The following is a 12004-nucleotide window of genomic DNA, read 5'->3' on the forward strand; positions in this document are numbered from 1 at the left end:
ACCGCGGCATGGCCCGCTCGGACCGGCCGCTGACGCGCAAGCTGATCCGCCTCGGCTTCCGGGTGCTGGGCCGGTCGCGTGCGCATCGACAGGACATCTGGCCCGGGCTGGCCATCGACCGATCCAGCGGCCGCGTCACATGGCGCGGCCGCTTCCTGTTGACCCTTTGCCCATCGGCGCGCTTCATCCCACGCGGCGTGCCGATGATCGCGGTGGTCGGCTCGGGACCCTCGCTGAAGGGACAGCGCATCGAGGACCTGGGCGACCATATCGCGATCCTGTGCAACGGGGCCGCGTCGCTGGCCCGACGCATCCGCCCGCTGGCCGTCGCGGTAGAGGATGAGCGCTTCGTCTTTCGCCACCATGCCATGCTGGCCACCCTGCCCCGCGACATCCCGCTGCTGCTGTCGCCCGCGGCGTTGCGCGCCTGGGCCGAACGCGGCACCGCCCCTCTGCAAGACCGCACGGTCGCGCTGATCGACAATCTGGAAAGGCCGGTCGGCGCGCCGCGCCGCGGCCTTTCCGACCCTGCGCTGCGCAGGATCGTGCTGCGCGGGCAGAAAGGCGCGCTGTCACTGGCGCCCGATGAGGGCGTGGTGATCACCGGCACCGTCGCCTTCTCGGCCCTGCAATTCGCGCTGCGCGCCCAGCCCGACCGCATCCTGCTGGCCGGCATCGACCTGACCAATGACAGCCAGCCGCGCTTCTACGAGGGCGGCGACACCATCGCCCCATCGGGGCTTGCATCAGGTCTGGACCGGATCCTGTCGGGGTTCGTGCTGGCAAGGCATTTCGCCGCCAAACGGGGCTTCGGCCTGACCTGCGCCTCTCCGGTCTCGGCGCTTCTGACGATCGGCTATCCGCTCGATGAAAGCCTGGCATGCAAGTCGTCATCCTGAACGACACACGCCCTGACCTGCATCATGGCTGCAGCCGGGTCATGCGCGTTCTGGAGCAGGGCCTGACAGCGCGCGGGCTGACGGTTTCGGCACGCAGCCCCCTGCGCCACGACTGGGCAAGCGATGACAGAGTCCTGTCGGCGATTGCCAAGGCTGACCTGATCGTCATCAATGGCGAAGGCACATTGCATCACGGCGCGCGCCACGGCGAAACCCTGCTGTCGGTGGTCGATCACCCTGCGGCCAGGGGCAGGCCCGTCGCGCTGGTCAACGCCCTGTATCAGGACAACCCGCCAGGATGGGGCGGCTTGCTGTCGCGCATGGCACTGGTCGCGGCGCGTGACTCACGCAGTGCCGCGCAGATGGGTCAGGCGATGGGAGCCGGCGCTGTCAGATGGGTGCCGGACCTGACACTGGCCGAGCCGATCGAGGAAGCGGGTGAAGCGGGTGAAGCGAACGACATCCTCTGGGGCGACAGCGTAAAGCCAGAGATCGCCGAAATCCTCGCCGCCCATGCGACCGCCCGAACCGAGCCGCTACTGCCCAGCCTGTCAAGCCTGAAGCGCCCCAAGGGCCGAACCATGCTGGGACGGGCATTGCGCGACATCTGGATCCGGCGCCACGCCAGCGCCTGTCGTCGTCGCCATCCGACACTGACCCTTGCGCCCGACGAGGCCGCTTACAGCCGCCGGATCGCCGCTGCGCGACTGCATGTCACAGGCCGCTTTCACGGCGTCTGCTACTCGATGGCGGCAGGACGCCCCTTTCTGGCGCTGGCATCCAACAGCTGGAAGATCGCCGCGCTGATCGAGGATGCCGGTCTGGCGCCATGGCGGATTTGCTCACCAGATCAGCTTGATCCCCTGATCGCCCGAGGGGCCGCGGCGCTGGACTATACTCAGGCCGAGCGCGCGGCGCTGCACCGCTTTCTGGATTGCGCGGTCAGGGAAAGCGGGCATTTGCTGGACGATCTGGCGCGGCTGGCCCGCCGGGTTGGTCCCGTCTAGCCCCCACGCAGACGCTTCAGCAGCCGCAAGGCAATCCGGGACCGCCGCGCCGCCGCCGTGATCTGGCGCAGCACGGGCAGCCGGTCCCAGAACCGCAATTCGGCAATGTCGCTGCGCGAGGATCGCTGGACGGCCAGCGGCTGCCGGCTGCCCAGCACCGTCAGGTCCGAAAAGGCCGCCCGCATCCAGCAATAGGCGCCATCGACATGCATCGGCCCGCCCTCGGGATCGCCGGGGCGGCGGGCCTTCATTGCCTCGAGATACGGCACCGCGCGTTCCGAAAACCGTGCGCTGAACCCCACGAAATGCGCCAGCGGGAACGTATGGTCGGGCGAAAGGCGCAGCAGATGGCGGCCGATCGCCTCGTCGCCGGGCCGGGGCTGCAAGGGCGATACCGAATACAGCAGGTCCCAGTCGATCCCTTTCAGCTCGTCGCGGATCGCCTGCATCAGCGGCCCGAAATCGGGCGCGAAATCGGCGTCATCCTCCAGCATCAGTGCGTGCGCCACGCCGTCCTTCAGGATCGCGCGATGCACACCCAACTGGCTCTCGAAGCAGCCGCGCGCGCCGCGGGTCGGAAAATCGCCCTGGTCTGGCGGGAAACTGGCGGGAAACAGCGTGACCGCCGGGTGGTCCAGGCTCAACCCGACGCGATTGAGTTCTGCCTGCATCTCGCGGCGGCGATCCTCGCGATGGGCGAGGTTGATGATGTAGATCCGGTCAAAGACCGACAGCACCGCATCTGGATCGTTTCGCACCGGAAAACACCCCCGTCACAGAAAGGCAGCCCCGAGCTTCCGGGGCTGCCTTGCTTCTTACAGGAATTTTCGAAACCGTCTAACCGATCACTCGGCGGTTTCTTCCTTCTTTTCCACGACTTCTTCGCCGGTCTCCTGGTCGACCATCTTCATGCCAAGGCGAACCTTGCCGCGATCGTCGAAGCCCAGCAGCTTGACCTTCACTTCCTGGCCTTCCTGCAGCAATTCGCTGGGGTGGCTCAGGCGGCGATTGGCGATCTGGCTGACATGCACCAGCCCGTCGCGCTTGCCGAAGAAGTTCACGAAGGCGCCGAAATCGACCAGCTTCACGACCTTGCCGGTATAGACCTTGCCCTCTTCCGGCTCGGCCACGATCGAATAGATCATGTCATGGGCCTTCTTGATCGAATCGGCATTGGCCGAGGCGATCTTGATCACGCCGTCATCGTTGATGTCGACCTTGGCGCCCGAGACCTCGACGATCTCGCGGATCACCTTGCCGCCCGAGCCGATCACTTCACGGATCTTGTCGGTCGGGATCTGCATGGTCTCGATGCGCGGGGCATGGGCGCTGAACTCGCGCCGGCCTTCGGCCAGGGCTTTCGACATCTCGCCCAGGATATGCATCCGGCCATCCCTGGCCTGCGCCAGGGCCTGTTTCATGATCTCGGGCGTGATGCCCGCGACCTTGATGTCCATCTGCAGCGAGGTGATGCCGTTTTCCGTACCGGCGACCTTGAAGTCCATGTCGCCCAGATGGTCCTCGTCGCCCAGGATGTCGGTCAGCACCGCATAGCGGCCGTCATTCTCGAGGATCAGGCCCATCGCCACACCCGCGACTGGCGACTTCAACGGAACGCCCGCATCCATCATCGACAACGAACCGCCGCAGACCGACGCCATCGAGCTGGATCCGTTGGATTCGGTGATCTCGCTGACGACCCGGATGGTGTAGGGAAAATCGGTCGCCGCCGGCAAGACCGCCTGAAGCGCACGCCAGGCAAGCTTGCCGTGGCCGATCTCGCGACGGCCCGGAGGTCCGACGCGACCCGCTTCACCGACCGAATAGGGCGGGAAGTTGTAGTGCAGCAGGAAATTCGACCGCGAATTGCCGTGCAGCGCATCGACGATCTGTTCGTCGTCGCCGGTGCCCAGCGTCGTGACGACCAGCGCCTGCGTCTCGCCACGCGTGAACAGTGCCGACCCGTGCGTGCGCGGCAGGATACCCACTTCGCTGTCGATGGCACGCACCGTCTTCGTGTCGCGGCCGTCGATCCGGGCGCCACCATTGATGATGTCGCCGCGCAGGATATCCGATTCCAGCTTTTTCAGGGCCGAACCCAGATTGGTGTCGGCCAGATCTTCCTCGGACAGGCTTTCCTTGACCTTCGCCTTCGCGGCGCCGACGGCGTCCTGACGGTCGGCCTTGTCCTTGATGGCATAGGCGGCGCGCATGTCGGCCTCGCCCAGCGATTTCACCCTTGCATACAGGTCGCTGTAATCGGGCGAGCTGAAGTCGAACGGCTCTTTCGCGGCGGTCTCGGCCAGTTCGATGATCAGATCGATCACCGGCTTGATCGCCTCGTGGCCGAATTTCACCGCACCCAGCATTTCCTCCTCGGACAGCTCATAGGCCTCGGACTCGACCATCATCACGGCATCTTTCGTGCCGGCAACGACCAGATCCAGACGCTGTTCGGGGTTGTCGCGCAGCTTGTCCATGTCCTGAACCTCGGGGTTCAGCACATATTCGCCGTTGGCGAAGCCGATGCGCGCACCCGCGATCGGGCCCATGAACGGCACGCCCGAGATGGTCAGCGCCGCGCTTGTCGCGATCATCGCCACCATGTCCGGATCGTTGACCAGATCGTGGCTCAGCACCGTGCACATCACCAGCGTCTCATGCCTGAAGCCGGGGGCGAAAAGCGGGCGGATCGGACGGTCGATCAGACGCGCGGTCAGCGTCTCTTTTTCCGACGGTCGCGCCTCACGCTTGAAGAAGCCGCCCGGCACCTTGCCGGCGGCATAGTACTTTTCCTGATAGTGGACCGTCAGCGGGAAAAAATCCAATCCCGGCTTCGGTTCCTTGGCGAAGGTCACGTTCGCCATGACGCTGGTCTCGCCCAGCGTGGCGATGACGCTGCCATCCGCCTGACGGGCAACCTTGCCCGTTTCCAGTGTCAGCGTTTCCTGCCCCCACTGGATCGATTTTCTCACTTCATCAAACATCTGATTTCCTCATAGGCGCGCCAGCCCTCTGGCCGCGCCTGGTCACGTGGCGGCCCCATTGCCGCCGCCCCGATCCTTAAGCGTCGCCCCGGGGCCGGGCGTCACGTCACAGATTGTGTGCGTTTACAGGAAAAGATGGCTGTTGGAAAGTGGCCCGCGACCGCCCTGAGACGGCCTCCCAATGGCCCCTGGGCGGCGGCGGCGGACGGCGCATGAACGGCCTCTGACCCCGCCGCGCGTCGGGCCGCAAGGTCGCGTGAAGACTGGCGTCCAGAGGCGCCGGAAAGCACAGGATGAATGGCAGGCCGCAATGTGAAACGCCATGTCGAGGACAGCGGCGGGCTTTCGCGTGATCGTCGGGGACCGGCGCGGCTTGCGCCATTCGGACAGGTTTGATGGCGGGTAGGACCGTGACAGGCTCCGCGACGATCCGGCCAAGCGGATCGCGGCCGCGCCGATGCCGCACTGATCGGTTGCGCAAGGCCTGAGCCATCCGGCATCACGCGATGCACGCAGCCGTTGCGCACAACGCAAGACGCCCGCCGCAATCGCGCCGGGCGTTTCCTGTCCGCAAGGCGGAAAATTCAGCGGCGGATGCCGAGGCGCTTGATCAGGTCCTGATAGCGGCCCTCGTCCTTCTTCCTCAGATAATCCAGCAACTTGCGGCGCTGCGCGACCAGCTTCAGAAGACCACGGCGCGAGTGGTTGTCTTTCTTGTGGGTCTTGAAGTGCTCGGTCAGCGTGGAGATGCGCGAGGTCAGGATCGCGACCTGCACGTCGGGAGAACCCGTGTCGCCTTCCTTGGCGCCGAATTCCTTGATGACCTTGGCCTTTTGCTCGACAGTAATCGACATCGGGGGCTCCTTTCGGATCAATGAGCTATGGCGCAGTCCGGGATGTCGTCCAGAACTGGCCCGTGGAGTCTGCCGCACGACCATGGCCGCGCGGATAGGCGCCTATAGGGCATGCCGTCCCGAATGGAAAGCCCCCGCGCACGGCCTGTCGCTTCAGGGTGTTGCAGGTCCGTCACCGGCGCGGACAATCAAGATGTCCTCGGCCCTCAGACCGCTCAGATGCAACAAACGCGCGACAGCTTCGCCATTCAGCGTGATCAGCGTGGTGCCGTCCAGGTCCTCGCGCAGGTCCACCACCGCGTCCCCGGCCATGTCGGCGGGAAGATGCAGGTGAATCACATCCTCGGCAGCACTGAAATCGGCGATGATGGGCACAACGCCCCCGTCGGGTTGCAGCACGAATCTGTCCTCGCCCGCCCCCCCCTCGGCGAAATCGCCCGATCCCGGCATCAGCGTGTCATTGCCCTCGCCGCCGTGCATCCAGACCGTCGCGGGATCGTTCGCCCCGATCAGCACGTCGTCGCCCCGACCGCCATCCAGATCGTCCGAACCGCCGCCCGAGATCAGCACGTCGTCGCCATCATTGCCGGAAAGCCAGTCGTCGCCCTCTCCACCATGCAGCGTATCGTTGCCTTCACCGCCGAATATCGTGTCATTGCCGGCCTCGCCGAAAATGAGGTCGTCTCCGCCCTGCCCCATCAGCAGGTCGTTGCCGTGGCCACCCAGAAGGACGTCGTTGCCGCCCGGGCCGTAATCGCCGTCGCCCTGCACCCAGTCATCGCCGTCGCCGCCGTAAATGGTATCCGCGCCCAGCCCGCCGCGCAGATCGTCGTCGCCGCCGTAGCCCATGATGAGGTCGTTGCCGGCACCGCCTTTCAGCAGGTCGACCAGGTCGCTGCCCACGATCCGCGTTCCGTCGAAAAACCCGGTGCTTGCGGGGTTCCCGCCAGTCAGACCGTCATGATCCGCGATACCGGCCCCGCCCGCCCCAGGAAGGCCGGTCGGGCCTTCCACCGAAGTATCCGGCTTGTCGGCGGGTGGCGGAGACGCCGGAGAGTCCGTTGTCGCGCCATCGCCGGAACGCGGATCGGGATAGTCGTCGGGATCCGGCATGACAGGGGGCAGGACATCGTCATCGCCAGTGTTCACTGGCATGTCGTCGTCGGGATCGCTCTCGGGCGTGTTGGATGTCAGGCTGGTCATGTCCACGGCCATTCCCGCGACAAGAAGCCCCATGAGCCCCGCAAGCATCAACATCACATGCAACCTTCGAAAAGGGACCGGGCGGTCCGACCGAGCACCAGAATACGCTTCAGCGCCAAGTTGACGAAATTCTTTCTTAAGAGACGGTTAACGCCATTCAGATGGCATGATCGAATGGCATGTGTAAATCGGGCACCGTGGCACGCCGGCACCAGTGACACCAGAATACCACAACTTTGATACCATATTACTCACGGCATTTTCAACCTTGAGAATTCTCCCGCCATGGGTCGCTGATGCGCCCGCAACCGCCTTCGTCCGTTGGGCAGCCTGGGACAGGATGCCGACCTTCCCGGCAAGGACCACCGGATGGGCTGCCGCCGTCAGCACGCGCTGATCTGTCCCCCGGACGAAAAGCAAGAAAAAACCCGCCTTCACGGGCGGGTTGTTTCGTCTTCTTCCGTGATCGCGCGCGGATCAGCCCTGGCGGGCCTTGAAGCGGCGGTTGGTCTTGTTGATCACGTAAACGCGGCCCTTGCGGCGCACGACCTGGCAGTCGCGGTGCCGGCTCTTGAGCGAGCGGAGCGAGTTGCGAACCTTCATCGGTCTTCTCCATCGTCGCGGCGCGTCGCAGCCGCTTGGAAAACGAAATGCCCCCGACGCCGTAGCCGGGGGCGGCGAAACAATGGTGGGCGGTACTGGGATCGAACCAGTGGCCACTACGATGTCAACGTAGTGCTCTACCGCTGAGCTAACCGCCCGTCACGTCGGTGATTCTGTCCTGATTCCGTTGCAAATCAGGGCCGAACCGCCTCGGTCCGCGTTCCTATATAGACCGCATGCGAGGTATTCAAGACCTATCGGCAAGGCAATCTTTAGGTCATAAATGAACCTATGTCCTCTTTGTCGGGGTCTGACCTTGTCCATGTCTGACTTGTCCGTTTCGCTTGTGCGCCCCGAGCATTGGGTCAGCGGGGTGATCTTTGCGTCGCCGCATTCCGGGTGCGTCTATCCGGACTGGTTCGTCAGGGATACCCGCCTGCCCATGACCGCGCTTCGGTCTTCGGAAGACGCGTTCGTGGATCGCCTGACTGCCTGCGCCCCCGGTTTTGGCGCCGTGACCCTGTCGGCGCAGGTTCCACGCTGCATCGTCGACCTGAATCGCGGCGCGGACGAGATCGACCCGCTGGTGGTGCGTGGCGTTCCCCGGCATCCGCTGAACCAGCGGACCCTGGCCGGACTGGGGGTGATTCCTCGTGTCGTCTCGCAGGGGCGCGCCATCCACGAGCGTCCCATCGACCGGGCCGAGGCCGAGCGCAGGATCGCCGCCTACTGGCGCCCCTATCATCAGACCCTTGGCGCGCTGATCGCCGAGGCGCGCGCACGATTCGGGCAGGCGATCCTGATCGACATGCACTCCATGCCGCACGATGCCCTCAATCACCTGCACGGGCCGCGTCCCGACATGGTTCTGGGCAATCGTCACGGGCTGTCGGCAGCCGCGCGCGTGTCCGACGCGGTGACCCAGGCGGTCGAGGCCGAGGGATGGCGCATCCGGCGCAATTCGCCCTTCTCCGGTGCGTATATCTGCTCGGCCTATGGCCGGCCGGGCCAGAACATCCATGTCGTTCAGCTGGAAATCGACCGTTCGCTCTACATGGACGAGGCCGCGATCAAGCCGCATGCGGGATTTGACGCGTTCGCCGTGCGGATGTCGCGCGTCATCGCGCGGCTGGCCGTGCTCGAGGCGGACGGCCCCGCCGAACGCATCGCCGCCGAATAACCGACAAAGGGGTGCTGAAAGGCTTGTCTCATGCAGGGTGCAACCGTGGAACTGGGTGATATTCTGGGCCAGAACCTTGCGCTGGTCGCGCTGGCCATCGTGGTCTTCCTGGCGGTCGCCTCGGCCGTGCGGATCGTACCGCAGTCGCAGAAATACGTGGTCGAGCGTTTTGGGCGTTTGCGGGCGGTGCTGGGTCCGGGCATCAACCTGATCATGCCCTTCCTTGACCGTGTGGCCCACAGGATCTCGGTCCTGGAGCGTCAGCTGCCGACCAGCAGCCAGGACGCGATCACCGCGGACAACGTGCTGGTCCAGGTCGAGACTTCGGTCTTCTACCGCATCATCGAGCCCGAAAAGACGGTCTACCGGATCCGCGACATCGACGCGGCCATCGCCACGACCGTCGCGGGCATCGTGCGGTCCGAGATCGGCACGATGGAGTTGGACCAGGTGCAGTCGAACCGCGCGCAACTGATCGCCCGCATCCGCGAATCACTGGCCAATGTGGTCGATGACTGGGGAATCGAGGTGACGCGCGCCGAGATTCTGGATGTCAATCTGGACGACGCGACCCGCGCCGCGATGCTGCAGCAACTCAACGCCGAACGCGCCCGGCGCGCGCAGGTCACCGAGGCCGAGGGCAAGCGCCGCGCCGTCGAACTGGCCGCCGATGGAGACCTTTACGCCGCCCAGCAACACGCCAAGGCCAAGCGGATTCTGGCCGAAGCCGAAGCCTTTGCGACATCGGCGATCGCGGAAGCCATCTCCAGAAACGGCCTGGAGGCCGCGCAATACCAGGTGGCGATGAAGCAGGTCGAGGCGCTTGCGCAGGTGGCGCAAGGTCAGGGAACGCAAACGGTGGTCGTTCCGGCCGCGGCCCTGGATGCCTTTGCCGATGCCTTCAAGCTGCTGAAGGGCAGATCCTCATGATGTGGCTGAACGGCTGGCTCTGGATCGTGGCGGCGCTTGTTCTGGCGGTGTTCGAGCTGCTGGCGCCGGGATGGGTCTTCATGGGGCTTGCGGCCTCGATCGGATTGATGGGGACTCTGTTGCTGACCGGGCTGTGGACGGCCGGACTGCCGGTCACGCTGGTCGTGACCGCAGTCATGTCCGGTCTGGTCTGGCTGATCCTGCGGCGGGTCGCAAAGGGCAGCAAGGGCAAGGCCCGCATCTGGGACCGCGACATCAACGACTGACGCATCAGCGGGCAGCGAGGTTTGGGTCAGTGGACGACGGCACGGCTGCATTTCACGGCGCGAAGCTGTACCTGACACGGGACGGGCGGCTGCTGACCTGTCTGCGTGACGATCTTGGCCATATTCCGTTTCCGGCCTATTGGGACCTTCCCGGCGGCGGACGCGAGGGCGGCGAGGCACCGGTGGAATGCGCCTTGCGCGAACTGCAAGAGGAGTTCGGGCTGCGCCTGTCAGCCGACCGCCTGCGCGGGGTCTGCTTTCCCTCGCACGAGCGGCCGGACATGATCTCGTGGCTTTTCAGCGGCGAATTGCGGCGCGACGAGATTGCGGCGATCCGGTTTGGCGACGAGGGACAGGAATGGCGCATGATGGCGCTGGCCGAATTCATGGCCCATCCCCGCGCGGTGCCGCACTTCAAGCGCTGGATCGCGTCGCTCTAATTCCCTGCAACGCTGCGGACCAGCGGCCGCAGCGCGTCACCCTTGACCATCCAGCTTGTGGCAAAGGCCAGGGTCGCGACGGTTTCAAGCCAGAAGACCGGGCGCAACCCGTCCAGCGCGTCGTCCAGACCGGTCAGAAACAGCACCCCGATCAGACCGATACTGCCCACGATCAGCCAACCGCAGATCCGGTAGATCCGGTTGGAGGCGCGCTTTTCCGGCCCGTCCACGTCGCCCTTGACGAACAGCACCAGGCAATAGACCGCCAGCGCCGCAAAGAACACCGTCGCGGCAGTCAGGTGGAGCGTCGCCGAAAGATTCGGCCCCAGCACGCATTGCAGAAGGGTGCAGTCGGCAGAGGATGCCTCGGGGGCCTTGGCCGGGCTTGTCGGTGACAACGCCACCAAAGCCACGGCGACAGCCGCCACGCGCGCGGTGGTCTTGTCGGTTATCAGGTCACCCGCATCCGGGCGGAACCCCTCGTAGCTCCACAGGAACACCGCCTGCGCGATCAGCGTGCCGACGAAGATCTCGCGCATCGGGCTGTAATAGGCGGCCGAGATGCTGGTCAGGATACCGCCCGTGAACAGGCCGTAGACGATCAGCGCGGCAGGAAGGAAATACCCCAGCGCCCCGATCGCGCGGCGCACCGCGAGGAAAGACAGAACCAGATCGTTATGTGCCTTCTGGCTGCTGCCGCGATCATCGGTCATGTCGTGCCCCCATCGGATCGGTAGTGGCAGGGTGGCGCGACAACGCCGTCAGGTCAACGCGTTGCGTGAACCGTCATTGGTCCGGGCGTTGCCGCTGTGGCACGTCGATCTCGGACAGGATTGCCTGCGCCGCCGCCCGGGGATCAGCGGATTTCCAGACCGGCCGTCCGACGACGATGTGATCCGCGCCGGCGGCAATCGCGCTGGCCGGGGTTTCGACCCGCTTCTGATCCCCCCGGTCGGCGCCAGCGGGCCGCACGCCCGGCGTTACGATCAGCCCCGATCCCGGCAGCGCGCGGATCGCGGCCGCCTCGCGCGGCGAGCAGATGACGCCGTCCGCGCCGGCCTCGAAGGCACGCGCGGCACGTTCGACCGTGATCTGGTGCAGATCGCCCGGCCGGATCATTCCCGCATCAAGATCCTCGCGCTCGAGCGAGGTCAGGATCGTCACGCCCAGGATCTTCAGGCCTGACCCCCCTGCGCCCTCCTTGGCGGCGCGGACCACATGCGGATCGCCATGCACGGTCAGGAAATCCAGATCGAACTGCGCGAGTCCGCGCACCGCGGCCTCGATCGTGGCGCCGATGTCGAACAGCTTCATGTCCAGGAAGACGCGCTTTCCGCGTTCCTGCTTCAGTTCGTTCGCCAGCGCCAGGCCGCCGCCGGTCAGCATGCCAAGGCCGATCTTGTAGAAGCCGACGGCATCGCCCAACCTGTCGGCCAGCTCCAGCCCCGCCAGCGCATTCGGCACATCAAGCGCCACGATCAGCCGGTCATCCATCTTCGCCCCCGTCAGCCGCGAAATCGCGGCGTTATGGCACAAGCGGAAGCCGCTTGAAAGCGCCGTGAAACACCCCAAATGATCGACGAGGACCCGGACAGGGGCGTGCCGCGCGAGGGCGTCCGCGAAACGGGGGCTAGT

At 65.3% G+C, this 12004-nt stretch carries 13 protein-coding genes and 1 tRNA gene; 6 read left to right on the forward strand and 8 right to left on the reverse strand.

The genetic code is table 11. The features are described 5' to 3' along the window. Nucleotides 1-8: 8 nt before the first annotated feature. Complete coding sequence (locus L1965_RS03020; RefSeq protein WP_235754911.1) at nucleotides 9-899, forward strand: glycosyl transferase; 891 nt, start codon at nucleotides 9-11, stop codon at nucleotides 897-899. Further along, nucleotides 881-1906 (forward strand): polysaccharide pyruvyl transferase family protein, encoded by a 1026-nt coding sequence (locus tag L1965_RS03025; RefSeq protein WP_235754912.1) that lies wholly within the window; start codon nucleotides 881-883, stop codon nucleotides 1904-1906. The genes L1965_RS03020 and L1965_RS03025 overlap by 19 nt, the downstream gene beginning before the upstream one ends. Here the strand turns inward: L1965_RS03025 and L1965_RS03030 are convergent. The 6 genes from L1965_RS03030 to L1965_RS03055 all read right to left on the reverse strand — a co-directional run bounded on the left by L1965_RS03030 (nucleotide 1903) and on the right by L1965_RS03055 (nucleotide 7711). Beyond that, nucleotides 1903-2664 (reverse strand): glycosyltransferase family 25 protein, encoded by a 762-nt coding sequence (locus L1965_RS03030; RefSeq protein ID WP_235754913.1) that lies wholly within the window; start codon nucleotides 2662-2664, stop codon nucleotides 1903-1905. The genes L1965_RS03025 and L1965_RS03030 overlap by 4 nt on opposite strands. Nucleotides 2665-2751: 87 nt before the next feature. Next, on the reverse strand, nucleotides 2752-4893 hold the full coding sequence (pnp, locus tag L1965_RS03035; RefSeq protein WP_235754914.1) for a polyribonucleotide nucleotidyltransferase: 2142 nt from the start codon (nucleotides 4891-4893) through the stop codon (nucleotides 2752-2754). A gap of 584 nt (nucleotides 4894-5477) precedes the next feature. After that, nucleotides 5478-5747 carry a 30S ribosomal protein S15 gene (rpsO, locus tag L1965_RS03040; protein ID WP_235754915.1) on the reverse strand — a complete coding sequence of 90 codons (270 nt, stop codon included), beginning with the start codon at nucleotides 5745-5747 and terminating at the stop codon, nucleotides 5478-5480. A 153-nt stretch (nucleotides 5748-5900) separates the two neighbouring features. Then, nucleotides 5901-7004, reverse strand: coding sequence for a calcium-binding protein (locus L1965_RS03045; protein ID WP_235754916.1), 1104 nt, complete (start codon nucleotides 7002-7004; stop codon nucleotides 5901-5903). 423 nt (nucleotides 7005-7427) lie between these two features. Then, nucleotides 7428-7553: a type B 50S ribosomal protein L36 gene (gene ykgO / locus L1965_RS03050; protein WP_119747228.1), complete on the reverse strand. Its 126-nt coding sequence runs from the start codon at nucleotides 7551-7553 to the stop codon at nucleotides 7428-7430. A gap of 83 nt (nucleotides 7554-7636) precedes the next feature. Beyond that, nucleotides 7637-7711 (reverse strand) — tRNA-Val (locus L1965_RS03055). Between the two features lie 164 nt (nucleotides 7712-7875). Here L1965_RS03055 and L1965_RS03060 point away from each other — a divergent pair. Genes L1965_RS03060 through L1965_RS03075 form a run of 4 tightly spaced genes read left to right on the forward strand, consistent with a single transcriptional unit; the run spans nucleotide 7876 to nucleotide 10369 of the window. Beyond that, nucleotides 7876-8733 carry an N-formylglutamate amidohydrolase gene (locus tag L1965_RS03060; RefSeq protein ID WP_235754917.1) on the forward strand — a complete coding sequence of 286 codons (858 nt, stop codon included), beginning with the start codon at nucleotides 7876-7878 and terminating at the stop codon, nucleotides 8731-8733. Nucleotides 8734-8763: 30 nt separating this feature from the next. Then, nucleotides 8764-9663, forward strand: a complete 900-nt coding sequence (locus L1965_RS03065) for an SPFH domain-containing protein (protein ID WP_235754918.1) — start codon at nucleotides 8764-8766, stop codon at nucleotides 9661-9663. Next, nucleotides 9660-9929 (forward strand): NfeD family protein, encoded by a 270-nt coding sequence (locus L1965_RS03070; RefSeq protein ID WP_235754919.1) that lies wholly within the window; start codon nucleotides 9660-9662, stop codon nucleotides 9927-9929. The genes L1965_RS03065 and L1965_RS03070 overlap by 4 nt, the downstream gene beginning before the upstream one ends. Nucleotides 9930-9958: 29 nt before the next feature. Then, nucleotides 9959-10369, forward strand: coding sequence for an NUDIX hydrolase (locus L1965_RS03075; RefSeq protein ID WP_235754920.1), 411 nt, complete (start codon nucleotides 9959-9961; stop codon nucleotides 10367-10369). Here the strand turns inward: L1965_RS03075 and L1965_RS03080 are convergent. Both L1965_RS03080 and pyrF read right to left on the reverse strand, forming a co-directional pair. After that, nucleotides 10366-11082, reverse strand: coding sequence for a hypothetical protein (locus tag L1965_RS03080; protein ID WP_235754921.1), 717 nt, complete (start codon nucleotides 11080-11082; stop codon nucleotides 10366-10368). The two genes, L1965_RS03075 and L1965_RS03080, sit on opposite strands and share 4 nt — an antisense overlap. A gap of 73 nt (nucleotides 11083-11155) precedes the next feature. Further along, a complete protein-coding gene (gene pyrF / locus L1965_RS03085) occupies nucleotides 11156-11863 on the reverse strand; it encodes an orotidine-5'-phosphate decarboxylase (RefSeq protein WP_235754922.1) in 708 nt (235 codons plus the stop codon). Between the last annotated feature and the right edge of the window lie 141 nt (nucleotides 11864-12004).

Source organism: Paracoccus salsus, from assembly GCF_021556615.1.
GTDB classification, from domain to species: Bacteria; Pseudomonadota; Alphaproteobacteria; order Rhodobacterales; family Rhodobacteraceae; genus Paracoccus; species Paracoccus salsus.

Excerpts from the sequence above, each read along its gene's own strand:
- pyrF (WP_235754922.1), bottom strand. The coding sequence starts at position 11,863 with ATGGATGACCGGCTGATCGTGGCGCTTGATGTGCCGAATGCGCTGGCG.
- L1965_RS03070 (WP_235754919.1), top strand. The coding sequence starts at position 9,660 with ATGATGTGGCTGAACGGCTGGCTCTGGATCGTGGCGGCGCTTGTTCTG.
- L1965_RS03045 (WP_235754916.1), bottom strand. The coding sequence starts at position 7,004 with ATGTTGATGCTTGCGGGGCTCATGGGGCTTCTTGTCGCGGGAATGGCC.
- L1965_RS03080 (WP_235754921.1), bottom strand. The coding sequence starts at position 11,082 with ATGACCGATGATCGCGGCAGCAGCCAGAAGGCACATAACGATCTGGTT.
- L1965_RS03025 (WP_235754912.1), top strand. The coding sequence starts at position 881 with ATGCAAGTCGTCATCCTGAACGACACACGCCCTGACCTGCATCATGGC.
- rpsO (WP_235754915.1), bottom strand. The coding sequence starts at position 5,747 with ATGTCGATTACTGTCGAGCAAAAGGCCAAGGTCATCAAGGAATTCGGC.
- L1965_RS03060 (WP_235754917.1), top strand. The coding sequence starts at position 7,876 with ATGTCTGACTTGTCCGTTTCGCTTGTGCGCCCCGAGCATTGGGTCAGC.
- L1965_RS03020 (WP_235754911.1), top strand. The coding sequence starts at position 9 with ATGGCCCGCTCGGACCGGCCGCTGACGCGCAAGCTGATCCGCCTCGGC.
- pnp (WP_235754914.1), bottom strand. The coding sequence starts at position 4,893 with ATGTTTGATGAAGTGAGAAAATCGATCCAGTGGGGGCAGGAAACGCTG.
- L1965_RS03065 (WP_235754918.1), top strand. The coding sequence starts at position 8,764 with ATGCAGGGTGCAACCGTGGAACTGGGTGATATTCTGGGCCAGAACCTT.
- ykgO (WP_119747228.1), bottom strand. The coding sequence starts at position 7,553 with ATGAAGGTTCGCAACTCGCTCCGCTCGCTCAAGAGCCGGCACCGCGAC.